Origin of the sequence: Sphingomonas sp. NFR15 (assembly GCF_900103265.1) — a bacterium.
Lineage (GTDB): Bacteria > Pseudomonadota > Alphaproteobacteria > Sphingomonadales > Sphingomonadaceae > Sphingomonas > Sphingomonas pollutisoli.
This window is the reverse complement of record NZ_FMWX01000005.1, coordinates 133258-157721: the sequence shown is the minus strand read 5'-3', so window position 1 is coordinate 157721 and position 24464 is coordinate 133258. Positions and strand designations below refer to the sequence as shown.

Here is a 24464-nt window from a genome sequence, read left to right as displayed (position 1 = left end):
TCGGTCATCGCCGAGAGGGCGATCATCCAGCGACGCGACACATTGCGACAGTTTCGGGGCGAACTGACATAGCCGCGGTACAGACGCGGCCTAAATCCTCACGGATGATCCGGGATGGCCGGGTCCATCGATGAGGACGATCACGATGAAGATGCTCTTTCTCGCCACCGCGCTCGCCGGGACGGTCCTGGCCGGTGTGCCGGTCGTGGCGCAGGGTCCGGGCGGCGGGATGATGATGCGCGCCGACACCAACGGCGATGGCGTCATCACCCGCGACGAGTTTCTGGCGCAGTCCGCCGAGCGGTTCCAGCGGATGGATGCCAATCACGACGGCAAGCTCGCCGGCGACGAGCTGCGCGGGCGGATGGCGGAGCGCGCGCAGGGCGGCACGATCACGCGCGAGGCGTTCATGGCCGAGGCGGAGGCGCGCTTCCAGCGGCTCGACGCCAACCACGACGGCAAGATCACCAAGGACGAGATGGCGGCGCTCGGCGCGCGCGGCGGCGCGGGCATGGCTCCGCCGGCGGGCGGGATGCCGGGGCCGCATGGCCATGGCGACTGGTTCGACAAGATCGACACCAACCATGACGGCCGCATCAGCCGCGAGGAGATGCGGGCGCAGGCGGACGCGCATTTCGCCAAGCTCGACACCAACCACGACGGCTTCGTCGACAAGGCCGAGCTGAACGCCGCGCACATGCACCACCGCCACGGCGGCATGCCGGCGCCGGGCGCCGACGCCGGCCAATAGGACCGGCCGCCGGGCGGCGCGCGCCCTCGCCCGCCCGGCGACCTTGGCAGGATGACGCTTTATGCTAAGCCCAGACCCCATGGGTGACACACCGCATCTGCTGCTCGTCGACGACGAGCGCTCGATCCGCGAACCGCTCGCGCAATTCCTGACGAAGCAGGGCTTCCGCGTGACCCAGGCGGGCGACGCCGAGGGCGCGCGGATGCGGCTGGCGGCCTATGCGATCGACCTCGTCATCCTCGACATCATGATGCCGGGCGAGGACGGTCTCAGCCTGTGCCGCCATATCCGCGCGACCGGCGACACCCCGGTCATCCTGCTCACCGCCAAGACCGAGGAGACCGACCGGATCGTCGGGCTGGAGATCGGCGCCGACGATTATGTCGTCAAGCCCTTCTCCCCGCGCGAGCTGACCGCGCGGATCAAGGTGATCCTGCGCCGTGCCGCCGGCGGCGGGGTGCGCCAGCATGCGCCCGCCGCCGGATCGTTCGCCTTCGCCGGCTGGGTGCTCAAATCGGGCGAGCGTGCCCTGGTCGATCACGACGGGGTATCGGTGCCGCTCTCGACGGGCGAGTATAATCTGCTGCACGCGCTGGTGACGCGCCCGCGCCAGGTGCTGACGCGCGACCAGTTGCTCGATCTGACCCAGGGGCGCGAGGCGGCGGCGTTCGACCGCGCGATCGACAATCAGGTCAGCCGGCTGCGCCGCAAGATCGAGGCCGACCCCAAGAACCCCGAACTCATCAAGACCGTGTGGGGCGGCGGCTATACGCTCGCGGCCGAGGTCACGCGGCTTTGACGCTGCGCCCGCGCCTGTGGCCACGGAGCCTTTCCGGGCAGATGGCGCTGGTGATCGCGGTCGCGCTGTTCGTCGCGCAGGCGATCAACTTCACGCTGTTGTTGCAGGAGCGCCAGCGCGCGCGCATCGAGGGCGCGACCGGGCCGGTGGTCGGGCGCATCGCCGACGCGATCGAGCGCAACACGTTCGGCGACCCGAGGCGGTCCGATCGCGGCCGCGTGCGCAGCCTCGCGCTGTCCCCGGTCGCGCCGCAGGGCGAGCATCGGCCCGATATCGAACGCAGCCTGCGCGCCGCGCTCGCCGAGGCGGGGATCAAGGCCGGGCGGGTCGAGACCGAGGTACGCACGCTGACGCCCGACGACCCACGGCTGCGCTTCACCGGCAAGGAACGCCGCGAACGGTTTCGCCGCGCCGGCGGCGAGCTGATGATCGCGATCGAACGGCCGGGCCGCGACTGGCTGGTGCTGTCGGTGCCGTGGTTCCGCGGCGAGGACATGATCTTCTGGCATCTCGTCTCGCAGACGATCATCCTGTATGTCGTCGTGCTGGTGCCGGTGCTGGTCGCGGCGCGGCAGATCTCCAAGCCGCTGCGCACCTTGGCGGGCGCGGCGCGCGGCTTCCGCCCCGGCGAGCCGACCGAGCCGATCGAGGGGCGCGGACCGCAGGACGTGCGCGACGTGATCGCGGCGTTCAACGCGCTGCGGCTGCGCGTGACCGCGATGCTCGACGAGAAGGACCGGATGCTCGGCGCGATCGGGCACGACCTGCGCACCCCCCTCGCCGCGCTGCGCGTCCGCATCGAATCGGTCGACGACGATACAGACCGCGCGCGCATGGCCGAGACGATCGACGAGATGAACCGCACGCTCGACGACATTCTCTCGCTCGCCCGGCTCGGGCGGCCGAGCGAACCGCCGACCGAGGTCGATCTCGCCGCGCTGGTCGAGGCGGTGGTGGACGATTTCCTCGATCTGGGTGAGGAGGTCGCGTTCGAGGAGCGGGCGCGGCTGCGGATGCGGCTGCGGCCCTCGCTGATGCGCCGGGCGTTGCGCAACCTGATCGAGAATGCGTTGAAATACGCGCGCGATGTCGAGGTGCAGCTCGCCGAGACGCCGCAGCAGGTGCGGATCGCGGTGTGCGACCGCGGCCCCGGCATCCCGGAGGATCGCCTGAACGACGTGTTCGAGGCGTTCACGCGGCTCGAACATTCGCGCAACAGGGATACCGGCGGCATCGGCCTGGGCCTCGCGCTGGCGCGCGCGATCGTGCGCGAGGCGGGCGGCGACATCATGCTCGCCAACCGCACGGAGGGCGGCCTGAGCGCGACGATCACGCTGCCGCGCTAGGCCGCCCGTCGTGCCGGTTACGCGAGAGCCGGGGCGAAATGCGCGTCGTTGCGGGTCGCCACGCGGAAGCCGTCGTCGATCCGGGTACGATCGGTGCGGCGGCGCAGCTTCTCCGCGATCACCCGGCCGACCAGTTCATGATCCGCGCGAAAATAGATAACACCGTTCATCGTTCGCTCCTCATATCCGTGCGGAGAGAGGTCATTTTTCGACTCACCGTCGGTTATGCACGATTCAACGCATGCGGCCGCGATATGTTCCACAGCTTCGCCGTCGACGCCGAGAGGTGACGAATGCTGCACCGCATGGTAAGCGCGCGCGTTATGCTCAATATCAACGGTATCACGGTGCGCCTTGGCGGGCGGACGATCCTCGACAACGCCTCGGCGGCGCTGCCCGGCAAGAGCCGCGTCGGGCTGATCGGCCGCAACGGCGCGGGTAAATCGACGCTGATGAAGGTGATGATCGGCTCGATCGACCCGGATACCGGCGAGATCGAGATGCCGCGCAAGACGCGGATCGGCTATCTCAAGCAGGACGCACCGCAGGGCACCGCGACGCCGATCGAAACCGTGCTCGCCGCCGATGTCGAGCGCGCCGCGCTGCTGACCGAATCGGAAACCTGCGAGGATGCCGATCGGCTCGGCGAGATCTACGAGCGGCTGGGCGCGATCGACGCCTATACCGCGCCGGCGCGCGCCTCCTCGATCCTGGTCGGCCTCGGTTTCGACGAGGAGATGCAGAACCGCCCGCTCGACAGCTATTCGGGCGGCTGGAAGATGCGCGTCGCGCTGGCGGCGTTGCTGTTCTCCGAACCCGATCTGCTGCTGCTCGACGAGCCTTCGAACCACCTCGATCTCGAAGCGACCTTGTGGCTGGAGAACTTCCTCAAGTCATACCCCAACATGATGGTCGTCATCAGCCACGAGCGCGACCTGCTCAACAACGTCGTCGACACGATCCTCCACGTCGAGGGCGGGCGCGTCGCGATGTACACGGGCAATTACGACAGCTTCGAGCGGCAACGTGCCGAGCGGGCGGCGCAGCTCGCCGCCGCCAAGGCCAACCAGGACGCGCAGCGCGCCAAGCTGCAGGATTATATCGCGCGCAATTCGGCGCGCGCATCGACCGCGAAACAGGCGCAGTCGCGCCAGAAGATGCTCGCCAAGATGCAGCCGATCGCGGCGATGGCCGAAGATCCGTCGCTGTCGTTCGAATTCCCCAGCCCCGACGAGCTGAAGCCGCCGCTCATCACGCTCGATCTCGCCACGGTCGGCTATGGCGAGACGCCGATCCTCCAGCGGCTCAACCTGCGGATCGACCCCAATGACCGCGTCGCGCTGCTCGGCCGCAACGGCAACGGCAAGACCACGCTCGCCCGGCTGCTCGCCGCGCAGCTCGCGCCGATGCACGGCGCGATGAACGCGAGCGGCAAGATGCGCGTCGGCTATTTCACCCAATATCAGGTCGAGGAACTCGACGGCGACGACACGCCGCTCGAAACCATGATCCGGGTGATGCCGGGCAAGACCCCGGCGTCGGTGCGCGCACAGCTTGGCCGGTTCGGCTTCCAGGGCGACAAGGCCATCACCAAGGTCGGCAAGCTTTCGGGCGGCGAGCGCGCGCGGCTCGCGCTCGCGCTCATCACCCGCGACGCGCCGCACATGCTGATCCTCGACGAGCCGACCAACCACCTCGATGTCGATGCGCGCGAGGCGCTGGTGCAGGCGCTCAACGCCTATGACGGCGCGGTCATCCTCGTCAGCCACGATCGCCATATGGTCGAGCTGACCGCCGACCGGCTGGTGCTGGTCGATAACGGCACCGCGCGCGAATATGACGGCAGCATGGAGGACTATATCGCCTTCGTGCTCGCCGGCGACCCCGCCGCCGCCGAGGCCAAGGGCAAGGCGAAAGCCAAGGACAAGGCCGCCGACGCCGCGCGCGAGCAGGCCAACGCCTTGCAGAAGCGCGCGCACGAGGCCGAGGCGCTGGTCGCCAAGCTGACCCGCCAGCGCGACGCGATCGACCGCGCCATCGCCGATCCCTCGGTGGCGGAACCGTGGCTCGCGCGGATGAACCCGCACGCGCGGGCGAAGGAACGCGCGACGGTGGCGAAGAAGCTCGAAGCGGCCGAGGCGGTGTGGTTCGAGATCAGCGAATCGCTTGAGGGAATCGCGGCCTAGAACCAACCCGTTCGTCCCGAGCGAAGTCGAGGGGCCGCGACGAAGCGCAAGTGTCTCGACTTCGCTCGACACGAACGGTTTGGGATGCACGATCGGAAAGCCGGAGGATGCCTTCCACCACCCCATTCGTGTCGAGCGAAGTCGAGACACGACGCGATACGCATGAGGCCTATCCCTCGACGCCGCTCGGAACGAATGGTGGTAGGGAGCGCAATTGCAGGACCATCGGATGACCGACACCACCCCCCGCATCCTCGTCGATGGCGACGCCTGCCCGGTCAAGGAGGAGATCTACAAGGTCGCCTATCGCCGGAACGTGCCGGTGATCGTCGTCAGCAACAGTCCGTTCCGCATTCCGCAGCATCCGCTGGTCAGCCGCGTGGTGGTGTCGGACGGGTTCGACGCCGCCGACGACTGGATCGCCGAACGCGCCGATGCGGGCGCGGTCGTCGTCACCGCCGACATCCTGCTCGCCGACCGCTGCCTCAAGGCCGGCGCCACCGTGCTCGCGCCGACCGGCAAGCCGTTCACCGCCAGTTCGATCGGCGGGGCGATCGCGACGCGCGCGATCATGGCCGATCTGCGCGCCGGCGGCGACGTGATCGGCGGGCCCGCGCCGTTCGCCAAGGCCGACCGCTCGCGCTTCCTGCAAGCGCTCGACACCGCGCTGGTGAAGCGCGCGCGATGAGCGCCGATCTCGCCATCCGCCTGCGCCGCGCGGCGTTCAACCGCGCGCTCGCCGAGGGCGATCTCGCCGCGATCGGGCCGCTGCTCGCGGCGGACGCGGTGCTCGTCACCGGCACCGACAGCGCGGTGCTGAACGGGCGCAAGGCGCAGCTCGCGGCGTGGCGGCGCGAGTTCGCCGCCGCGCCGCGCACCGTCTATACGCGCACGCCCGAGACGATCGTGGCCTCGCCGGTCGAGCCGATCGCGTTCGAACACGGCCGCTGGCAGGGCGTGATCGCTGGTGAGACCAGCGCCTCGGGGGTCTATACCGCCAAGTGGCGCGAGCGCGGCGGCGGCTGGGTGATCGAGGCGGAGCTGTATCTGACGCTCGGCCGAGACGAAAAATGGCAAAGGTCAGCCACACGGCACACGGTACGGACCTGTCACTTTTACGCACACACCGCGCGCGCGCACTCCGCGCATGGCACGGGCAGGACCATGATCGGCGGACGCGGTCGGCGGGCGGGGCCGCGATATGGCACCCGCGCCGCGTGTAGGACAGGCCCGACGATCCTCGGCGAAGACGGCGCCGGGGGCGTTCCGGCGCCGCCTTGCCGGGGACGAGCGTCAGGCCGCTTTCGTGTCGCTCGCGAGCGCGCGGCGCGCGATGCTCGCGGCGAACAGCGGCGTCTCGCGGCTGTTATGGTCGCCGCCGGCATCCTGGCGCGCCTTGGCAGCGTCCTCATAAGCGATGCCGTGCGCGGCGATGAAGTCCATGAAGGCGTCGGTCGGATGCGCGGTCACGGCATTGGTGTAACGGGTACGGCCGCCGTCGATGCGCTCGGCCTTGAGCTCCCAGATCACGTTGACCTGGGTGCGGCCGTTGGCGGTGAACACGTCCGAAATCGAGTTCATGCGGCAATAGGTCGGCCCCGCTTCTTCGGCGACATAGTGCTGGACGACCAGACCGGTGCCGATCATCTCGACATTGATCGACATCAGCCGGCCATCATCGGTGTGGGTGGTGGCGGCGGCGATGTGATCGGGCGGGCAGCAGCGCTGATATTCCGCCTCGGCGAGGTTGAACAGCCAATCGGCGATGTCGATCTTCTCGATCGGAACGTCGATCTCTGCCGAGAATGCCGATTTCGACAGGATGATGTCCGTAAGTACCTTCATGATGCTATCCTTTTCGTCTTGCAGGGGTGGTCGGGAGGAAAACGGGGTGGCCAGCCGCGCCCGGCCCGCGCGGGGGGCGGTGTCTCTCGTGGGGAGGCGTCGAACCGGGGCGGTTCGAGGATCGTCAGCCGTCGCCGAGCGGCCCGAGCGTCTCGGCGGCGCGGACCGACGCGGAGATCGCGGCCGGGAAGCCGGCGTAAAAGGCGAGATGCGTGATGAGTTCGCTGAACGCGCGCGTGTCGACGCCGTTCTCGACGCCGCGGCGAAGATGCGCCGGAAGCTCGTCCAGCGCGCGCAGCGCGGCGACGGTGGCGATGCTGCGCTCGCGCTTGCTCAGGCCGCCGCGCTCCCACACCTGCGCATACAGCGGATCTTCGACATAGCGGGTAAGCTCGGGCGTGAAGGCGCGCGCCGCCTCGCGCGGGCTGGTGAAGTCGGGTCCGCTCATGCTGCACTCCTTCTCGATGCGGCGGCGCGGACATCGTATTCGACGCCGCCGATGCACCGGATATCGGGGCAGACGGGGCGCGGCGGCAGACATACCTAGGTTTCTAGCGGTGGTTTGTGGGGGGTTGGCGGGGGAAGCGTGGGCCGGCGGGGGCGCGGTGCGTAGCGGCGTGGCTGGACTTGTCATGCGGGAATGACCGGCGATGCGGACGGGGCGAGCGGAGACATTTCTCCCATTCGTGCCGCCACCTCGGATCACCGACACTGGCAAACCTGACTCTAGCACCGAGCTGGCGAGCTATCAGTTCGACGGCGCCGACTGCCGGCAGCTTCGGCAAAGGATACACTTCTAAGCTCGGTGACTTCGATGATGTTGGCGGGAACGCCCAACATGTATCCTGTTTGCCGGCGCGGAGTAACGATGTCCTGACAAAAAATGTTGGCGTTGGCGATCGCGCGAGATACTCAATGCCGCCTACCGAGGGGCCGATGCCAGACGAACCGACGATTTTCAGTCTGCACTACAGGGGAAGCCGCTTTCGCAACGCGCGGCTTCCTGTCGAGGTGCTGGCTGATCTCCCGGCCTTCCGCGACCTCCTTGTTTCCTACGCCAAGGACGAATGGCGACGGCGAAACTCGGATCGCCAGCGTGTGCCGAAAGGCTTCGACAAGAGTCTCTCATTCGACCTCATCTCGATACGAGAAGGCAGCGCGATTCCGAAGCTGGAGTGGAACCGAGACAGCGCTCAAGCCAATCTCCCTGGGTTTGCCGACGAGATTGAGGAGATTGTTGAGGCCGCTTACGATGACGTCGTTGCGCTCATCGACGGCCAAGACGGACGAATCACCGCACTTAATGCCGAAAAAGTAAGGGCGCTTAATAGATTCGGGGCTGGACTTCGGGACAACGAAACTATCGAGTTAACCTCTCGCGGGACTGGCGGCGTCGTGTACTTCGACGCGCTTCGCCGAAAACAGCTTATCACTGGCGCTCGCGAGACCTATTTGACTCGCATCGAAGGCATCGGTGAGTTGATCGGGACTTATGTTCCCAGCGGCTATCAGGGCCACATTATCGTAAGGACGGAGAAGTACGGAAACATAAATATCCCCGTTGACCCGTTTCAAATCTATGAAGAATTCGCCAATGAACTCAACAATGATGTTCAATTCGAACTTCTCGCTGAACTCGACAGTCAAGATCGCTTTAGGGGCGTGTCTGATGTGTTCGAAGTTGGCATCGTGTTTGATGAGGCTCGCGCCGCCTTTGAGAAGGCCATGAAGCGCCTCTCGGAACTTCGCGCGTTGCCGGATGGCTGGCACGATGGAAGCGGAAAACAGATTGCTGGGGATGCGCTAGAAAGCGCAAGCCAGTTTTTCGATCAGCGGCCAGCGTTCTGTGAGCTTTATCGCATTTACCCTACAGAAGAAGCGGCGATCCTCATCGATTTTGAAATTGACGGTTGGGACTACTCGATTGAGTTCGGGAGCGGCGGCGCAATAGAAATGTACGGAATCCAGGTGGATGGTGACGCGGAAATGGAGCCGCATGATTTCAGAAGCGTAGATGCACTTGTTGCGGAGTTCGACAAACGGATCGCCGCTGATGGGTAACCCGCTGACATCAGCCGATGAGGTAATGTTTAGGCAAATTCACCCTAACTTCATTCAAGATGGAGAGCCTGCAAGCGACCGCTTCAAGCCCCAGCCGAATGACGCCGGGTTGATGTCACTAGATCGCGGTTCGTTGACAACAGCGGCCGCGTCGCATGCGTTGTATACTAGTACGGGCCGTCAATCGGCGGCAGTATTCGGGGTGAGCGTGGGCGAATTTCAGGTGGAGGCCATCCCCTGTCAGGATGATCCACTAGCCGCGACCCCGACCGCACCGGCCAATCCGGCCCACGCCCTCGCGGATTATACCGGCCACGCAGACAAGGCCCAGAAGAACATATCAAAGCGACTTAAGCGCAAAGCAGTAGCGCGGGGACAGCTTCACCCCTGACGCCGCTTAGCGGGGTGATAGAAGCAATCACCTAGGTTAGTAACTCTACCCCAAAAAACTGTGGGTGCTCGGCTCACCCCAGCGCAGCCGCTATGGTTGATGCCAGTTTTGATCATCGGCACATGCATGAACCAATCGAAGTATTCAATGTGCTGGTTCCGCTCGCCGCGCACCCCACCCCCTCTTTGCCCGCCCCACGAAACCCGGTAGCACGCTGCGATGATCCCGACCCTCATCGCGCTCGCCGCCGCGCCGCTTGCCGCCCCGGCGGCGGCGCCCGCTCCGATCCTCACCACGCCCGAAGCGAGGGACACGCTCTCCTTCGCCGAGCCGGAAAAGGCGCGGGTGACGCATGTCGATCTCGATCTCACCGCCAATTTCACCACGCAGCGGCTGAGCGGCACCGCGACGCTCGACATCCTCGCCAAGCCGGGCGTCGGCTCGATCGTGCTCGATGACGACGGGCTCGTCATCGCCCGCATCACCGACGCCAAGGGCCGCGCGCTGAAATACACCGTCGGCGCCATCGTGCCCGACAAGGGCGCGCCGCTCACCGTCGCGATCGGTGACGCGCGGCGGATCGTCGTCACCTATACCTCCGCGCCCAAGGCGAGCGCGCTGCAATGGCTGCCGCCGTCGCTCACCGCCGGCAAGACCAAGCCGTTCCTGTTCAGCCAGGGCGAGCCGACCAACAACCGGAGCTGGATCCCGACGCAGGACAGCCCCGGCATCCGCCAGAGCTGGTCGGCGCACCTCACCGTCCCCGCCGACATGATCGCGGTGATGAGCGCGAACCGGCTCACCCCCAAAGGCGAACCCGCCGCCAACGGCCGCAAGCGCTTCGCGTTCGACATGCCGCATGCGGTGCCGCCGTATCTGATCGCGTTCGCGGTCGGCGATCTCGCGTTCAAGCCGCTCGGGCCGACCACCGGCGTCTATGCCGAGCCGGCGACACTCGCGCGCGCCGCCGCCGAACTCGACGACACCGAGAAGATGGTCGCGGCGGCGAGCGCGCTCTACGGGCCGTATCGCTGGGGGCGCTACGATATCCTGATGCTGCCGCCCTCCTTCCCCTATGGCGGGATGGAGAACCCGACCCTCACCTTCGCCACGCCGACGATCCTGACCGGCGACAAATCCAACGTCGATGTGATCGCGCACGAACTCGCGCATAGCTGGTCGGGCAATCTCGTCACCAACGCGACCTGGTCGGATGCGTGGCTCAACGAGGGCTTCACCACCTATTTCGAGAACCGCATCGACGAGGCGGTCTATGGCAAGGAGCGCGCCGCGACGCTCGCCGATCTGAGCTGGGACAATCTCCAGCGCGACCTCAAGGCCGCCGGGCCGGAGTCGGGCGCGACGCGGCTGCACGGCGATCCCGGCGGCACATATGGCGAGCTCGATTACAACAAGGGCGCGACCTTCCTGCGCACGATCGAAGTTCGCGTCGGGCGGGCGCGCTGGGATGCGTATCTGCGCGGCTATTTCGATCGCCACGCCTTCCAGCCGCAGACCACCGCCGGCTTCCTCGCCGATCTGCGCGCCAATCTCATCAAGGGCGATGCCGCGCTCGAAAAGGATCTGGAGCTCGACCGCTGGGCGTATCAGCCGGGGCTCCCCGACAATGCGGTGCATGTCCGCTCGGCGACGCTGGCGGCGATCGACACCAGGATCGCCGCGTTCGACGGCGGCGCGGCGGCGGCCTCGATCGACACCAGCCGGTGGAGCACTCAGGAATGGCTGCGCTTCCTCAACGGCCTGCCGCGCCAGCAGACGGCGGCGCGACTGGCGGAAATGGACTCGGCCTGGGCGCTGTCGAAATCGCCGAGCGCCTATATCGGCTTCGCGTGGTTCAGCCTCGCCATCGCCAACCACTATGATCCGGTCGTGCCGGCGCTCGACCACTATCTGCACACGATCGGGCGCGGGCTGTTCGTCTATCCGCTCTATCGCGCGCTGATGGCGCAAGGGTCGTGGGGCCAGCCGATCGCGCGGCGCATCTATGCGAGCGCGCGCGCGACCTATCACCCGACGGTGGCGGCGACGCTCGACGGGGTGGTCAAATAGGTGGCGAAACTCCCCTCGCGGCTGCGGCGGCTCGACGACATCCTCTACGATCTGCCCGATGACGCGATGCTGCTCTCCGAGCTGGACGGCTATCTCGCCGGCATCGCCACCGCGCCCGAGCCGATCGCGCCGGCGGAATGGCTGCCGCCGATCTGGGGCGGGCTGTATGGCGAGGCGGCGCCGTTCGACGATCCGCTCGACGCGGATCTTTTCGCCGACATGGTGGTGGCGCGCTATGGCGAGATCCTGCGCGATCTCGGGCGCGGCAAGCTCCAGCCGATCTTCGACGTGGACGACCGCAACGGCGAGGTGCTGTGGGAGATCTGGATCGCGGGCTTCGCCGAGGCGATGGCGCTGCGCGACGGCGCGTGGCGCGCGGCCAGCGGCGACGACGCAGCCGCGCTCTCCTATCTGCGGATGCTTTCGGACATCGCCGACAACACGACGGCGCTGACCAGCATCGAGCTCAACGCGATCAGCGATGCCGCGCCGGGCGAGATCGCCGGACAGGTGCTGCGGCTGTACGCGGCGCGGCGTGGCGCTGCCGGAAACCGGCGCGCGCGCGGCGAAGGTCGGCCGCAACGATCCGTGCCCGTGCGGATCGGGGAAGAAGTTCAAGAAGTGCTGCGCCGCGTAGTGAGAGCGTGCTCGTTCGGCCGTTCGCGCTGAGCGCAGGCGAAGCAGGTGTCCGCGAGCGCTGCGCCGGGGGCACGCCCTTCGACTGCGCTCAGGGCGAACGGGGTGGTTCGCGCCGGGGCGAAGGGGGTGGATGTGGCGCCGCGACGCCGGGGCCGGGGGTGCCGGCCGCCGGCGGCGCGACGCGCGGTACCGTCAGTCCTTCTTCGCGGTGAGATGCGCGCTGAGGTGCTTGTTCATCTCGAACATGCTGACCGACTTCTTGCCGAAGATCTTCTGCAATTTGTCGTCGCCGTTGATCTGGCGACGGTCCTTCGCGTCCTGCAGATCGTGCTTCTTGATATAGTCCCAGACCTTCTTGACGACGTCGCTGCGCGGCAGATCCTTCTTGCCGACGATCTCGGCGAGATCATCCGACGGGGTGACGGGGGCGGTGATGCCGCCGCGCGCGCCGCCGGCGGGCTTGCCGGTCGCCTTGACCTTCTTCTCGGCGGCCGCCGTCTCGTCCTTGCCGCGCTTCTCTGCCGTTCGTGCCATCATGCTCTCCGTGCTTGCCCGTTCGAGCGGAATGCTCCCTGCCAGGCATATACGTCGCTCGTCCGTCTTCGTTGCCGGCATGCCCCCGTTTTGACACGGTTGCGCCCCGTTTATGCGACGGAACCGCCCCCGGTCTTGGAAAAATGCGCCGACATCGCCCGCGAGCGGCGGCGCCATCATCCGCGCGACGGCGAAAAAGGGCAAGTGGGCTGATCGCGAGCCTCCGCACCGCGCGCGGCGCGGCGCGAAGGCTCGCGCGGCGCGCGGCTAGATCTGCGTCATGCCGCCATCGACGAACAATTCGATGCCGTTGATGAAGCTGGCATCGTCCGAGGCGAGGAACAGCACCGCCTTGGCGACTTCCTCGGGCTCGCCGACGCGGCCGCTCGGGATCATCTGGGTAAGTTGCGCCTTCACGCCGTCCGCCTGTTCACCGCCGCCGAACAGCTCGTTGAGGCCGGCGGTGTCGATCGGGCCGGGGCTGACCGCGTTGACGCGGATGTGCCGGTCCTTGAGATCGAGCACCCAGTTGCGCGCGAAGCTGCGCACCGCCGCCTTGGTCGCGCCATAGACGCTGAACGCGGGCGTGCCCGATACGCCGGCGGTCGAGGCCGTCAGCACGATCGCGCCGCCGTCACGCAGCAGCGGCAGCGCCTTCTGCACGGTGAACAACGTGCCCTTGACGTTGGTGGCGAAGGTCGATTCATACTGGTCCTCGGTGATCGCGCCGAGCGGGGCGAAGGTGCCGCCGCCGGCATTGGCGAACACCACGTCGATCTGGGCATGCTGCTGCTGGACCGCGTCATACAGCCGGTCTATGTCGGCGAGCACGCTCATGTCGCCGCGCACGCCGGTCACGCGGCCGCCGATCGTCTTGACCGCCGCGTCGAGCGCATCCTGACGGCGGCCGGTGACGAATACCGATGCGCCCGCGTCCGCGAACGCCTTGGCGGTGGCGAGGCCGATGCCGCTGGTGCCGCCGGTGACGACGACGACCTTGTCTTGAAAATCCGTGCGCATTCTATGTCTCCTGTCCGGCGACGCGACCCGTTCGCGTCGGCTGCACGGGAGATGGATCGGCAACGCCGAAGCGGGTAGATGACGATTTCGGCCCTTAGCGTTCTATCAGAGGAACGATGAACGACCTCAACGACTATGTCTTTTTCGCGCGCGTGGTCGAACACGGCGGGTTCGCCGCCGCCGGGCGCGCGCTCGGCCAGCCCAAGTCCAAGCTCAGCCGGCGCGTCGCCGCGCTGGAGGCGCGGCTGGGGGTCCGGCTGATCGAGCGCTCCTCGCGCCGCTTCCGCGTCACCGAGACCGGCCAGGCGTTCTACGAACGGTGCCGCGCGATGCTGCTGGAGGCCGAACAGGCCGAGGCGATCGTCGCCAGCGCGCAGGCCGAGCCGCAAGGGCTGGTGCGCTTCTCCTGCCCGACCGGGCTGCTCGAAACGCTTGCGCCGGTGATCGGGAGGTTCCTCGCACGCTATCCGCGCGTGCGGCTGCATGTGCTCGCGGTCGATCGGCCGGTCGACCTGATCGGCGAGGGCATCGACATTGCGCTCCGGGTGCGCGTCACGCTAACCAGCGACGCGGCGCTGACGATGCGCAGCTTCGGCGTGTCGCGGCGCATCCTCGTCGCGAGCCCGGCGCTGGCGAACGGGCTCGGCGACGACGTCGCGGCGCTGGCCGGCTATCCGACGCTCAGTTCCGCCGACGTGCCCGGCGAGGTGACGTGGGAGCTGCACGCAGCGGATGGCGCGGTGTGGCGCTGGCGGCACGAGCCGCGCATGACCTGCGGCGACTTCGGGGCGCTGCGCGAGGCGGCGATCGCCGGCCTCGGCATCGCGCTGCTGCCCGACCATAGCTGCGCCGCCGCGCTCGCCGCGGGCACATTGGTGCAGGTCGTGCCCGATTGGGCGGCCGCGGCGGGGATCGTCCATATCGTCTTCACCACGCGGCGCGGGCTGCCGCCGGCGGTGCGCGCGTTCATCGACCATCTCGCCGCCTGCTTCCCGCGCGAGGTCGCCACCCGCGCGTGACCGGGCCGCCGCCGCGTGGCATGTAGCGGCACGCAAGACAGGAGCAACCGCATGACCGATCCGCTGCCCGGCGGCGCCATCGCCGAGGAAACCGGCACCAGCCGCTTCCAGATCCGCATCCAGACGGGGGACACGACGATCCTCGCCGACGAGCCGGTCGCGGCGGGTGGTCTTGGCAGCGGACCCACGCCCTATGAATTGCTGTGCTCGGCGCTCGCGGCCTGCACGACGATGACGCTGCGGCTGTACGCGGCGCAAAAGGGCTGGCCGGTCGGCGCGATCCGCACGCAGGTCGGCCATCGCCGCGAGACCGGCACGACCCCGCCCGATCTGTTCACCCGCCGCATCGCGATCGAGGGCGATCTCGACGCGGCGCAGCGCGCACGGCTGATCGAGATCGCCGATCGCTGCCCGGTCCATCGCACGCTGACCGGCGGCGCCCGCGTCGAGACGCAGGCGAGCGCGGCGACCCCGCCATGCGAGCCGGCGGTGACGCACATGGCGGACATGGAGGCGCTGATCGCGGTCGGCCGGGGATCGTTCGACTTCGCGGAGCATTGAGCGCGCGGCCGGCGCGGCCATGTCGAAAATCGCCAATCCTTTGCCGGCGACCTCGTTCTAGGGTATGTTTTTCCAACACCGATCGGGGGCGGTTGGGGGGAGCATATGGCGACGACGGCACTATCGCGCGATCCGGTCTCGGCGGAGCGGGCGTTCTTCTTCCGCATGGCGATCGCCTTCGCGGCGACGGTCGTGGTGGGATTCTCGTTGAGCTACGCGCGGATGACGCAGCCGCCGAGCACACTGCCGATCCAGATCCACCTGCACGCGATGGTGTTCGTATCCTGGGTGGGGTTCTATCTGGTCCAGAACGGGCTGGTCGCGACCGGGTCGATCGCGATCCACCGGCGGCTGGGCGCGGTCGGCGGCGTGCTCGCCGCGCTGATGGTGGTGCTGGGGATCGTCGTCACGGTGATGTGCCTGCGCCGTGGCGCGGTGCCGTTCTTCTTCATGCCGGGCGTGTTCCTGCTGCTCGACGTGCTGGGCGTGGCGCTGTTCGGCGCGCTGGTCGGCGCCGCGATCGGGCGGCGCAACCGGCCCGACTGGCACAAGCGGCTGATGCTGTGCGCGATGGCGGTGGTGATCTCGCCCGCGCTCGGGCGTATCCTGCCGATGCCGCTGTTCGGCATCTGGTCGCCGGTTGCGGTCTATGTGGCGTCGATGCTCTATATCGCCGCGGCGATGGTGTATGACGTGCGCGCGCGCGGCTCGATCCATCCCGCCTATTGGTGGGGCACCGCCGGGCAGACGGTGTTCGTCCTGATCGTGATGCTCGGCGGGTTCAGCGCGCCGGTGATCGCGCTGGCCGACTGGATCGCGCGGGCCTGATCGCCGCGCCCGGGTTCACGCCGGCGCGCCGTCGAGCACGAAGGCGACGCTGCGCGCCGGCACCGTCCTCGGCGGATCGGCGAAGGCGACCGCCGTATCGGTGCGGTTGAACAGCACGCTGACCCCGTTCAGCCGCATCGCGACCGCGCCCGCATCGGGCACGTGCCAGTCCGCGTCCTCGAAATGCCCGCCATCGGGGCGCAGCCACGCGACATCGGGGCCGGTGAGCATCGCCGGATCGGACAGATGCGGGCTGCGCGCGCGCAGGGCCGCGAGGCCGGCGGTGAAATCCTCCAGATCGGTGTCGCGGTTCGCCCAGTCGAGCCAGGTGATCGCATTGTCCTGGCAATAGGCGTTGTTGTTGCCACGCTGGGTACGGCCGAACTCGTCGCCGGCGGTGAGCATGATCGTGCCGCGCGTGGCGAACACCGTGGCGAGCAACGCCTTCACGTCGCGGCGCCGCGCGTCGCGGATCGCGGGATCGTCGCTCGGCCCCTCGACGCCGTTGTTCCACGAGAAATTGGGATCGTGGCCGTCGCGATTGCCTTCGCCATTCGCCTCGTTGTGCTTGACCGCGTATGCGACGAGATCGCCGAGCGCGAAACCGTCGTGCGAGGCGACCGCGCTGACCGACCGCGTCGCGGCGCCGGTGAACACGTCGGACGATCCGGCGACGCGCGTGACGAAATCGCCGAGCCGGTGCGCGTCGCCGCGCCAGAAGCGGCGCACGTCGTCACGGTAGCGATCGTTCCATTCGAGCCAGTTGGCGGGGAAATTGCCGAGCTGATAGCCGCCGGGGCCGAGATCCCACGGTTCGGCGATCATCACCCGATCGGCGAGCACCGGATCGGCGGCGATCGCGGCGAACAGGGGCGCCTGCGGATCGAAGCCGCCCGCCCCGCGCCCGAGCACCGGCGCGAGATCGAAGCGGAAGCCGTCGACGCCGGCGTTGATGACGAAATGGCGCAGCGTATCGAGGATCAGCCGCCGCATCGGCGCGCCTTCACACGCGAGCGTGTTGCCACAGCCGGTATCGTTGACGAGCATGCCGTCGGCCATGCGGAAATAGGCCGCGCCGTCGATGCCGCGCAGCGACAGCGTGCCGCCCATCGCGTCGCTTTCGCCGCTGTGGTTGAACACCATATCGAGGATCACGCCGATGCCGGCGGCGTGCAGCCGCTCCACCGCATCCTGCAACTCGCCGATGCCGCCCGGCGCGATGCGCGGGTCGAGCGCCATGAAGGGCACGCTGTTGTAGCCCCAGCCGTTGCGCAGCCACAGCGGCGGCAGGTGGCGCTCGTCGATCCACGCCGCGATCGGCATCAGTTCGATGGCGGCGACGCCGATCTTCTTGAGGTGCGCGATCACCGCCGGATGGCCGAGCGCGGCGATGGTGCCGCGCTGCGCCTCGGGCACGTCGGGGTGGAGCATCGTGAACGGACGCACCGCGACTTCGTAGATCAATCCGCCCGGCGCGAAGCGCGGCGGCTCGGGGAAGCCCGGCTCGGGCAGCGCCGTGACGATCGCCTTGGGAACGAGCGCGGCGGTATCATAGCCGCGCTGGCCGAGCCTTGGGTCTTGCACGAACGGGCGGTCGACCGCGAGCGCATACGGATCGACCAGCAGCTTGGCGGGATCGTACCAGAGCCCGGCGGACGGCTCGTAGCGCCCGGTCATGCGATAGCCGTAACGCGCGCCCGGCTCGACCGTCTCGACGAAGACATGGTGCCAGCCGCCCTGCCCGGCCTCGAGCCGCTGCCGCCCGATCTCGGCGTCGCCGGCGCCGAACAGCACGACATCGACCGTCTCGGCATGGTCCGACCAGATCGTGAAATGGGTGCCATCCTCCTGCGGATAGGCACCGGGCGGGAACGGCGGCTCCATCAGGTGACGACGTCGGGCTGGCTGCGGCCGGTGTGGCGCGTGATGCCGGCGACCGCCTCGGCCGCGGCGATCAGCGGCGCGAGCGCCTGCGGCGTGTCCTGCGCGAGATCGCCGTCGGCGGGTTCGTAGCGCTCGATATAGACGCGCAGCGTCGCGCCCGAGGTGCCGGTGCCCGACAGGCGGAACACCACGCGCGAGCCGCCTTCGAAGCCGATGCGGATGCCCTGTTTCGCGCTGACCGAGCCGTCGACCGGATCGGTATAGGCGAAATCGTCGGCGCTCGCGATCTTCAGCCCCGCCGCCTCGGTGCCGGGCAGCGCCGCGAGCTGACCGCGCAGATCGGCCATCAGCGCGTCGGCGGCGGCGGTGTCGATGCCTTCGTAATCGTGGCGGGCATAGTAATTGCGGCCGTAGGTCGCCCAATGCTGCCGCGCGATCGCGGCGACGCTTTCGCGGCGCGCGGCGAGGATGTTGAGCCACAGCAGCACCGCCCACAGCCCGTCCTTCTCGCGGACGTGGTCCGATCCGGTGCCCGCGCTTTCCTCGCCGCAGATCGTCGCCATGCCGGCATCAAGCAAATTGCCGAAGAACTTCCAGCCGGTCGGCGTCTCGTAGAGCGGGATGCCGAGCTTTTCCGCGACGCGGTCGGCGGCACCACTGGTCGGCATCGAGCGGGCGATGCCCTTGAGACCGGCGGCATAGCCCGGCGCGAGATGCGCATTGGCGGCGAGCATCGCCAGCGAATCCGAGGGCGTGATGAAGATGTGCTTGCCGATGATGAGGTTGCGGTCGCCATCGCCGTCCGACGCGGCGCCGAAATCGGGCGCGTCGGGGGCCATCAGCCGGTCGTACAGATCGTGCGCGTGGACGAGGTTGGGATCGGGATGGTGCCCGCCGAAATCGGGCAGCGGCACGCCGTTGAAGATCGCATCCTCACCCGCGCCGAGCCGGCGGCCGATGATCTCCAGCGCATAGGGGCCGGTGACCGCGCTCATCGCATCGAACACGACGCGGAAACCCGAACCGATCAGATCGCGGATCGCGCCGAAATCGAACAGGGTTTCCATCAGCGCGGCGTAATCGGCGACCGAATCGATCACCTGCACCGACATGCCTTCGATGAAGCTCTCGCCGATCGTGTCGATGTCGACATCGGGCGCGGTGACGGTCTTGTAGGCGTCGATCACCTTGGTGCGCGCGTAGATCGCGTCGGTGACGCCCTCGGGCGCGGGGCCGCCGTTGGCGATATTGTACTTGATCCCGAAATCCTCGTCCGGCCCGCCGGGATTGTGGCTGGCCGAGAGGATGATGCCGCCGAACGCCTCGTATTTGCGGATGACGTTGCTCGCCGCCGGGGTCGAGAGGATGCCGCCCTGCCCGACCAGCACGCGGCCGAAGCCGTTCGCCGCCGCCATGCGCAACACGACCTGAATGACCTCGCGGTTGTGGAAACGGCCGTCGCCGCCGAGCACCAGGGTCTGCCCTTCGAAGCCTTCGAGGCTGTCGAAGATCGCCTGGACGAAGTTCTCGATATAGTTCGGCTGCTGGAAGTGGCGAACCTTCTTGCGCAGCCCGGACGTACCGGGCTTCTGGTCCTGATAGGGCGTCGTCGGCACGGTCTCGATCATGCTGGCGTCCGTTCTTGGAGGAGCGAATGGTACAAAGCCGCATAGCGCGCCGCGCTCTGCCGCCAAGAGAAATCGGCGCGCATGCCGGCGCGTTGCATCGTCGCCCATGTCTCGCGCTGGCGATAGAGCGCGATCGTGCGGTGGATGCCCGAGTGGAGCGCCTCGCGCGTGCCGGGATCATGCACCACCCCGGTCGCCACGCCGGCGGCGAGCGCGGCCTGATTCGCGTCGATCACGGTATCGCCGAGGCCGCCGGTATGCGCGACCACCGGGATGCAGCCGTAGCGCAGCGCGTAGAGCTGGGTGAGGCCGCACGGTTCGAAGCGCGACGGGATGAGGATCGCGTCGGCGCCCGCCTGGACGAGATGCGACAGGCTCTCGTCGAAGCCGGTGAGCACGCCGACCCGCCCGCGGTGGCGCGCGGCGGCATCGAGCATCGCCGCCTCGATCCCCCGGTCGCCCGAACCGAGCACCGCGAGGCGCCCCCCCATCGCGACGAGGCCGTCGATCTCGTCGGCGAGGATATCCATGCCCTTCTGCCACGTCAGCCGGCTCACCACCGCGAACAACGGCCCGTCCGAGGGCGCGATGCCGAAGCGCTTCTCGACCGCGCGGCGGTTGCGGCGGCGTTCGGCGAGGCCGCGCGGGCCATAGTGGACGGGCACGTGCGGATCGGTCGTCGAATCCCATTCGGCGGTGTCGATGCCGTTGAGGATGCCGTGCAGCCGCCCGCGCCGCGCGGCGAGCAGCCCGTCGAGCCCCATGCCGTGGGTCGGCGTCAGGATCTCGTCGGCATAAGCGGGGCTGACCGTGGTGATCGCGTCGGCATAATAGAGGCCGGCCTTGAGATAGCCGACGCCGCCATAATATTCGATGCCTTCGGTCGCGAAGGCGCCGCCGGGCAGGCCCAGCGCCGGGAAGATGCCGGCATCGAACCGACCCTGGAAGGCGAGGTTGTGGATCGTCGTAACCGTCGGCAGATCGGGGCGGCGGCCGTGGCGCACATAAGCGTGTGTCAGCGCCGCCTGCCAATCATGCGCGTGGACGATATCGGGCGCATAGCCCTTGATCGCGCCGCCCGCGATATCCGCCGCGACCGAGGACAGCGCCGCGAAGCGCCGCCAATTGTCGGGCCATTCGCGCCCCGTGGTGTCGCCGTAGATGCCGCCCTCGCGCTGGAAATGCAGCGGCGCATCGAGCACGAGCAGCGCCGCCTCGCCGAGCTTCGCGCGTAGCACGCGCGCCGGGCCGCCAAAAAGATCGGGATAGCGCGCCACCGTGCGCGTGCCGGCGAGCGCCGCGAGTACGGCGGGATAGCCCGGCAGGATCGTGGTGACGCGCACGCCATAGGGCGCGAGCGCCGCCGGCAGCGCGCCGACCACATCGGCGAGGCCGCCGGTCTTGACCAGCGGGTGCATCTCGGAAGCGACGGCGAGAACGTCCAGCATGCCGTCAGTCGCCCAGCCGGTCGATCATCGGCTGGGTGATGAGCACCACGCCCTGTTCGGTACGGCGGAAACGCTCGGCATCCGCGACCGGATCTTCGCCGACGATCAGCCCGCCGGGGATCTTGACGTGCGAATCGACCACGACCTTGGTCAATCGCGCGCCGCGCCCGATCTCGCAATAGGGCATCACCACCGCTTCGGTGATCGACGAATAGCTGTGCGCGCGAACCCCGGTGAAGATCAGGCTCTTGTGGAGCGCCGACCCCGAGATGATGCACCCGCCCGCGACCAGCGACGAGATCGCGCTGCCGCGCCGCCCTTCGTAATCATGCACGAATTTGGCGGGCGGGTTGATCTCCGAATAGGTCCACAGCGGCCAGGCGCGATCGTAGATGTCGAGTTCCGGGATGACATCGGTGAGGTCGATATTCGCCTCCCAATAGGCGTCGATCGTGCCGACATCGCGCCAATACGCCTTTTGCTCGAGCTTCGAACGCACGCAGCTCGCCGCGAAACGGTGCGCGACGGCTTTGCCGTGTTCGACGACGTACGGGATGATATCGCCGCCGAAATCATGCTTCGACGCCGGATTGGCGGCGTCGCGCCGGAGCAGATCGGCGAGGAAGCTCGTGCGGAAGACGTAAATGCCCATCGACGCGAGCGCGAGCTCCGGCTGCGCGGGGATTCCGGGCGGATCGGCGGGCTTCTCGACGAAGGCGATGATCCGGTCGGCCTCGTCGACGTGCATCACGCCAAACGCGGTCGCGTCCATGCGCGGCACTTCGAGGCAGCCGACCGTCACGTCCGCGCCCGAATCGACGTGCTGTTGCAGCATCAATTCATAGTCCATCTTATAGACGTGATCGCCCGCGAGGATGACCATGAACTCGGGCGCGTAATTCTCGATCACGTCGAGATTCTGGTACACCGCGTCGGCGGTGCCCGAATACCAGCCATATTCCTCCTGCCGCTGGCTGGCGGGGAGGATGTCGAAACTCTCGTTGCGCTCGGGCCGGAAGAAGTTCCAGCCGCGCTGGAGATGGCGGATCAGCGAATGCGCCTTGTACTGGGTCGCCACGCCGATCCGGCGGATGCCCGAGTTGAGCGCGTTGGACAGCGCGAAATCGATGATCCGTGCCTTGCCGCCGAAATAGACGGCGGGCTTGGCGCGCACATCGGTCAATTCCCACAGCCGGCTGCCGCGGCCGCCGGCCAGCACATAGGCCATCGCATCGCGGGCTAGCGGTGCGCCTCTCCGTTCGACCATGACTGCATCTCTCCCGTTAAATGGTATGTTCGAACATGAGCGTGGCGAGCGGCGGGACGGTGATGACCGCCGCGCCGCCCTCGGCCGCTTCGATCCCGCCGAGATTGCCCGCGCCGGTGCCGCCGTAGCCTTGCGCATCGGTGTTGAGGATCTCGCGCCACCGCCCGCCCGCGGGCAGCGTCAGCCGGTAGCCGGTGAGCACCTGCGGTGTGAAATTGGTGACGACGACGACCGGCGCTTCGCCGGGCGCGCGGCGGACCCAGGCAAACACCGAATTGGCGCGATCGTCGGCGACGACCCACGCGAACCCCTCGCCTTCGCAATCGCGCGCGTGGAGCGCGGGCGTGTCGCGATAGACGCGGTTGAGATCGCGCACGAGGCAGCGCACGCCGTCGTGGGCGGGGGCCTGGAGCAAGTCCCAGTCGAGCTGGCGGCTCTCGCTCCATTCGCGGCGCTGGGCGAATTCCTGCCCCATGAACAGCAGTTTCTTGCCGGGATAGCCCCACATGAAGCCGTAATAGGCGCGCAGGCTCGCGAACTGCTGCCAGTCGTCGCCCGCCATCTTGGTGAGCAAGGTGCCCTTGCCGTGGACGACCTCGTCATGGCTCAGCGGCAGCACGAAATTCTCGGAAAAGGCATAGACGAGTCCGAACAGGATCTCGTCATGATGCCACTGCCGGTACAGCGGATCGCGCGCCAGATAGGCGAGCGTATCGTGCATGAAGCCCATGTTCCATTTGAAGCCGAAGCCGAGGCCGCCTTCGTGGGCCGGCTTGCTGACGCCGGGCCAGGAGGTCGATTCCTCGGCGATCGTCATCATGCCGGGGTGCGCGCCGTACACCGCGATGTTCATGCGCTTGAGGAATTCGACCGCCGCCCAATTCTCGCGCCCGCCCTGTTCGTTGGGCACCCATTCGCCGGGTTGCCGCGAATAATCGAGGTAGAGCATCGAGGCGACCGCATCGACGCGCAAACCGTCGAGATGGTATTTCTCGGTCCAGTAGAGCGCGCTGTTGACGAGGAACGCCGACACTTCGCGCCGCCCAAAATTGTAGATCGCGGTGTTCCAGTCGGGGTGGAAGCCCTGGCGCGGATCGGCATGTTCGTAGAGCGCGGTACCGTCGAAATGTTCGAGCCCGAAGGCGTCGGTCGGGAAATGCGCGGGCACCCAATCGAGGATCACGCCGATGCCGGCGCGGTGGCAGCCATCGACGAAGCGCGCGAACCCCTCGCCATCGCCGAAGCGCGAGGTCGGCGCGAACATGCCGGTGGTCTGGTAGCCCCAGCTCGGATCATAGGGATGTTCGGTGATCGGCATCAGCTCGATATGGGTGAAGCCCATCTCGACGACATAGGGGATGAGCTGTTCGCCCAGTTCGTCCCAGGTGAGGAAATTGCCGTGCCAGTCGCGCCGCCACGATCCGGCGTGAACCTCGTAGATCGAGATCGGCTGACGGCGCGCATCGGCCTGTGACCAGAAGGCGCGGTGCTCGGCATCGCCCCATGCGTGCGCGAGCGGCGCGGTGGTGATCGACGCGGTGGCGGGGCGAAGCTCGGCGTGGAAGGCGAACGGATCGGCCTTGAGCGGCAGCGGCGTGCCATCGGCGGCGAGGATCTCGAACTTGTACGGCGCGCCGGTGCCGATGCCGGGGATGAAGATTTCCCAAATGCCGGTGTCGCGGCGAAGGCGCATGACGTGCCGCCGCCCGTCCCACTGGTTGAATGCGCCGACCACCGAGACCCGCCGGGCGTTGGGCGCCCACACCGCGAAATGGATGCCGTCGCTGCCTTCGTGGTGGAGCGGATGCGCGCCGAGCTTGTCGAACAGCCGCAGATGCGTGCCCTCGGCGATGTAATAATCGTCCATCGGGCCGAGCACGGGGCCGTAGGCGTAGGGATCGTCGACCCACCAGTCGCCACCGGCGTTGCGCGCGTGGTAGCGCAGCGGCTGCGGCGCCTTGAGCGCGACCTTGCCCGCGAACAGCCCGTCCGGGCCGGCGGGCGCGAGCGCGCCGAGCGCGGTGCCGTCGGGCGTGAACGCCTCGACGCTTTCCGCGCCCGGGATGTAGCAGCGTGCGACGATGGCCCTGCCCTCGCGGTGCACGCCCAGCACCGCGAACGGATCACCATGCGTACCCGCGACGATCGCTTCCGCTTCGCCGGGTTTCACCGCGCACTCCTTCTCAC

Annotated in this window: 22 protein-coding genes and 2 pseudogenes; 14 read left to right on the top strand and 10 right to left on the bottom strand. The window is 67.8% G+C overall.

Translation table 11 applies throughout. From position 1 onward, the window contains the following. Positions 1–145 precede the first annotated feature (145 nt). The 3 genes from BLS81_RS13105 (at position 146) to BLS81_RS13095 (ending at position 2896) form a co-directional block, all read left to right on the top strand. Positions 146–751: an EF-hand domain-containing protein gene (locus BLS81_RS13105; protein ID WP_176787160.1), complete on the top strand. Its 606-nt coding sequence runs from the start codon at positions 146–148 to the stop codon at positions 749–751. A 79-nt stretch (positions 752–830) separates the two neighbouring features. Next, positions 831–1550, top strand: a complete 720-nt coding sequence (locus BLS81_RS13100; protein WP_093224484.1) for a response regulator — start codon at positions 831–833, stop codon at positions 1548–1550. 41 nt (positions 1551–1591) lie between these two features. Continuing rightward, complete coding sequence (locus BLS81_RS13095; protein WP_093224482.1) at positions 1592–2896, top strand: sensor histidine kinase; 1305 nt, start codon at positions 1592–1594, stop codon at positions 2894–2896. 17 nt (positions 2897–2913) lie between these two features. On the opposite strand, the gene BLS81_RS20790 is transcribed toward BLS81_RS13095, so the two are convergent. Then, positions 2914–3066, bottom strand: a complete 153-nt coding sequence (locus BLS81_RS20790; protein WP_176787155.1) for a hypothetical protein — start codon at positions 3064–3066, stop codon at positions 2914–2916. Between the two features lie 153 nt (positions 3067–3219). Here BLS81_RS20790 and BLS81_RS13090 point away from each other — a divergent pair, with 153 nt between their 5' ends. The 3 genes and pseudogenes from BLS81_RS13090 to BLS81_RS21150 all read left to right on the top strand — a co-directional run. Further along, complete coding sequence (locus BLS81_RS13090) at positions 3220–5082, top strand: ABC-F family ATP-binding cassette domain-containing protein (protein WP_093224702.1); 1863 nt, start codon at positions 3220–3222, stop codon at positions 5080–5082. 229 nt (positions 5083–5311) lie between these two features. Next, positions 5312–5770 carry a YaiI/YqxD family protein gene (locus tag BLS81_RS13085; protein ID WP_093224481.1) on the top strand — a complete coding sequence of 153 codons (459 nt, stop codon included), beginning with the start codon at positions 5312–5314 and terminating at the stop codon, positions 5768–5770. After that, a pseudogene (locus tag BLS81_RS21150) lies at positions 5767–6138 on the top strand (nuclear transport factor 2 family protein); the annotation flags it as partial. The gene BLS81_RS13085 and the pseudogene BLS81_RS21150, both read left to right, overlap by 4 nt. Positions 6139–6375: 237 nt before the next feature. On the opposite strand, the gene BLS81_RS21145 reads toward BLS81_RS21150, so the two are convergent. Both BLS81_RS21145 and BLS81_RS13070 read right to left on the bottom strand, forming a co-directional pair. Next, a complete protein-coding gene (locus tag BLS81_RS21145; RefSeq protein ID WP_093224480.1) occupies positions 6376–6927 on the bottom strand; it encodes a hypothetical protein in 552 nt (183 codons plus the stop codon). Positions 6928–7051: 124 nt separating this feature from the next. Continuing rightward, on the bottom strand, positions 7052–7375 hold the full coding sequence (locus BLS81_RS13070; RefSeq protein ID WP_093224479.1) for a carboxymuconolactone decarboxylase family protein: 324 nt from the start codon (positions 7373–7375) through the stop codon (positions 7052–7054). Between the two features lie 488 nt (positions 7376–7863). On the opposite strand from BLS81_RS13070, the gene BLS81_RS13065 reads away from it, so the two are divergent. From BLS81_RS13065 to BLS81_RS21135, 5 genes and pseudogenes are all read left to right on the top strand, one after another. After that, positions 7864–8988 (top strand): hypothetical protein, encoded by a 1125-nt coding sequence (locus BLS81_RS13065; protein WP_093224701.1) that lies wholly within the window; start codon positions 7864–7866, stop codon positions 8986–8988. Continuing rightward, entirely contained in the window at positions 8981–9379 is a 399-nt protein-coding gene (locus BLS81_RS13060) for a hypothetical protein (protein ID WP_093224478.1), read from the top strand. The genes BLS81_RS13065 and BLS81_RS13060 overlap by 8 nt, the downstream gene beginning before the upstream one ends. Positions 9380–9598: 219 nt before the next feature. Then, on the top strand, positions 9599–11449 hold the full coding sequence (locus BLS81_RS13055) for a M1 family metallopeptidase (RefSeq protein ID WP_093224477.1): 1851 nt from the start codon (positions 9599–9601) through the stop codon (positions 11447–11449). 66 nt (positions 11450–11515) lie between these two features. Next, positions 11516–11917: pseudogene (locus BLS81_RS21140) on the top strand (UPF0149 family protein); the annotation flags it as partial. A gap of 13 nt (positions 11918–11930) precedes the next feature. Beyond that, positions 11931–12086 (top strand): YecA family protein, encoded by a 156-nt coding sequence (locus BLS81_RS21135; protein ID WP_256326241.1) that lies wholly within the window; start codon positions 11931–11933, stop codon positions 12084–12086. A 194-nt stretch (positions 12087–12280) separates the two neighbouring features. On the opposite strand, the gene BLS81_RS13045 is transcribed toward BLS81_RS21135, so the two are convergent. Together BLS81_RS13045 and BLS81_RS13040 are read right to left on the bottom strand one after the other, a co-directional pair. Then, positions 12281–12622, bottom strand: a complete 342-nt coding sequence (locus BLS81_RS13045; RefSeq protein ID WP_176787159.1) for an SWIB/MDM2 domain-containing protein — start codon at positions 12620–12622, stop codon at positions 12281–12283. A 267-nt stretch (positions 12623–12889) separates the two neighbouring features. After that, complete coding sequence (locus tag BLS81_RS13040) at positions 12890–13642, bottom strand: SDR family NAD(P)-dependent oxidoreductase (protein WP_093224474.1); 753 nt, start codon at positions 13640–13642, stop codon at positions 12890–12892. Positions 13643–13758: 116 nt separating this feature from the next. Here BLS81_RS13040 and BLS81_RS13035 point away from each other — a divergent pair, with 116 nt between their 5' ends. The 3 genes from BLS81_RS13035 (at position 13759) to BLS81_RS13025 (ending at position 16050) form a co-directional block, all read left to right on the top strand. After that, positions 13759–14661, top strand: coding sequence for a LysR substrate-binding domain-containing protein (locus BLS81_RS13035; protein ID WP_093224472.1), 903 nt, complete (start codon positions 13759–13761; stop codon positions 14659–14661). Between the two features lie 51 nt (positions 14662–14712). Beyond that, on the top strand, positions 14713–15222 hold the full coding sequence (locus BLS81_RS13030; protein ID WP_093224471.1) for an OsmC family protein: 510 nt from the start codon (positions 14713–14715) through the stop codon (positions 15220–15222). Positions 15223–15327: 105 nt separating this feature from the next. Then, on the top strand, positions 15328–16050 hold the full coding sequence (locus BLS81_RS13025; RefSeq protein ID WP_093224469.1) for a hypothetical protein: 723 nt from the start codon (positions 15328–15330) through the stop codon (positions 16048–16050). 15 nt (positions 16051–16065) lie between these two features. Here BLS81_RS13025 and glgX read toward each other — a convergent pair whose 3' ends face one another. Genes glgX through glgB form a run of 5 tightly spaced genes read right to left on the bottom strand, consistent with a single transcriptional unit; the run spans position 16066 to position 24447 of the window. After that, positions 16066–17934, bottom strand: coding sequence for a glycogen debranching protein GlgX (gene glgX, locus BLS81_RS13020; RefSeq protein ID WP_093224467.1), 1869 nt, complete (start codon positions 17932–17934; stop codon positions 16066–16068). Further along, entirely contained in the window at positions 17934–19562 is a 1629-nt protein-coding gene (locus BLS81_RS13015) for an alpha-D-glucose phosphate-specific phosphoglucomutase (RefSeq protein ID WP_093224466.1), read from the bottom strand. Before BLS81_RS13015 ends, glgX begins: the two co-directional genes overlap by 1 nt. Continuing rightward, the gene (gene glgA, locus BLS81_RS13010; protein WP_093224464.1) at positions 19559–21010 is read right to left on the bottom strand and encodes a glycogen synthase GlgA; all 1452 of its coding nucleotides are present in this window, start codon (positions 21008–21010) and stop codon (positions 19559–19561) included. Before glgA ends, BLS81_RS13015 begins: the two co-directional genes overlap by 4 nt. 4 nt (positions 21011–21014) lie before the next feature. Beyond that, the gene (gene glgC, locus BLS81_RS13005) at positions 21015–22277 is read right to left on the bottom strand and encodes a glucose-1-phosphate adenylyltransferase (RefSeq protein WP_093224463.1); all 1263 of its coding nucleotides are present in this window, start codon (positions 22275–22277) and stop codon (positions 21015–21017) included. 16 nt (positions 22278–22293) lie between these two features. Continuing rightward, positions 22294–24447, bottom strand: a complete 2154-nt coding sequence (gene glgB / locus BLS81_RS13000; protein ID WP_093224461.1) for a 1,4-alpha-glucan branching protein GlgB — start codon at positions 24445–24447, stop codon at positions 22294–22296. Positions 24448–24464 lie beyond the last annotated feature (17 nt).

Bases quoted from the DNA above. Each gene is read 5' to 3' on its own strand.
- BLS81_RS13105 (WP_176787160.1), top strand. From the start codon at position 146: ATGAAGATGCTCTTTCTCGCCACCGCGCTCGCCGGGACGGTCCTGGCC.
- BLS81_RS13100 (WP_093224484.1), top strand. From the start codon at position 831: ATGGGTGACACACCGCATCTGCTGCTCGTCGACGACGAGCGCTCGATC.
- BLS81_RS13095 (WP_093224482.1), top strand. From the start codon at position 1,592: ATGGCGCTGGTGATCGCGGTCGCGCTGTTCGTCGCGCAGGCGATCAAC.
- BLS81_RS20790 (WP_176787155.1), bottom strand. From the start codon at position 3,066: ATGAACGGTGTTATCTATTTTCGCGCGGATCATGAACTGGTCGGCCGG.
- BLS81_RS13090 (WP_093224702.1), top strand. From the start codon at position 3,220: ATGCTCAATATCAACGGTATCACGGTGCGCCTTGGCGGGCGGACGATC.
- BLS81_RS13085 (WP_093224481.1), top strand. From the start codon at position 5,312: ATGACCGACACCACCCCCCGCATCCTCGTCGATGGCGACGCCTGCCCG.
- BLS81_RS21145 (WP_093224480.1), bottom strand. From the start codon at position 6,927: ATGAAGGTACTTACGGACATCATCCTGTCGAAATCGGCATTCTCGGCA.
- BLS81_RS13070 (WP_093224479.1), bottom strand. From the start codon at position 7,375: ATGAGCGGACCCGACTTCACCAGCCCGCGCGAGGCGGCGCGCGCCTTC.
- BLS81_RS13065 (WP_093224701.1), top strand. From the start codon at position 7,864: ATGCCAGACGAACCGACGATTTTCAGTCTGCACTACAGGGGAAGCCGC.
- BLS81_RS13060 (WP_093224478.1), top strand. From the start codon at position 8,981: ATGGGTAACCCGCTGACATCAGCCGATGAGGTAATGTTTAGGCAAATT.
- BLS81_RS13055 (WP_093224477.1), top strand. From the start codon at position 9,599: ATGATCCCGACCCTCATCGCGCTCGCCGCCGCGCCGCTTGCCGCCCCG.
- BLS81_RS21135 (WP_256326241.1), top strand. From the start codon at position 11,931: ATGCCGCGCCGGGCGAGATCGCCGGACAGGTGCTGCGGCTGTACGCGG.
- BLS81_RS13045 (WP_176787159.1), bottom strand. From the start codon at position 12,622: ATGGCACGAACGGCAGAGAAGCGCGGCAAGGACGAGACGGCGGCCGCC.
- BLS81_RS13040 (WP_093224474.1), bottom strand. From the start codon at position 13,642: ATGCGCACGGATTTTCAAGACAAGGTCGTCGTCGTCACCGGCGGCACC.
- BLS81_RS13035 (WP_093224472.1), top strand. From the start codon at position 13,759: ATGAACGACCTCAACGACTATGTCTTTTTCGCGCGCGTGGTCGAACAC.
- BLS81_RS13030 (WP_093224471.1), top strand. From the start codon at position 14,713: ATGACCGATCCGCTGCCCGGCGGCGCCATCGCCGAGGAAACCGGCACC.
- BLS81_RS13025 (WP_093224469.1), top strand. From the start codon at position 15,328: ATGGCGACGACGGCACTATCGCGCGATCCGGTCTCGGCGGAGCGGGCG.
- glgX (WP_093224467.1), bottom strand. From the start codon at position 17,934: ATGGAGCCGCCGTTCCCGCCCGGTGCCTATCCGCAGGAGGATGGCACC.
- BLS81_RS13015 (WP_093224466.1), bottom strand. From the start codon at position 19,562: ATGATCGAGACCGTGCCGACGACGCCCTATCAGGACCAGAAGCCCGGT.
- glgA (WP_093224464.1), bottom strand. From the start codon at position 21,010: ATGCTGGACGTTCTCGCCGTCGCTTCCGAGATGCACCCGCTGGTCAAG.
- glgC (WP_093224463.1), bottom strand. From the start codon at position 22,277: ATGGTCGAACGGAGAGGCGCACCGCTAGCCCGCGATGCGATGGCCTAT.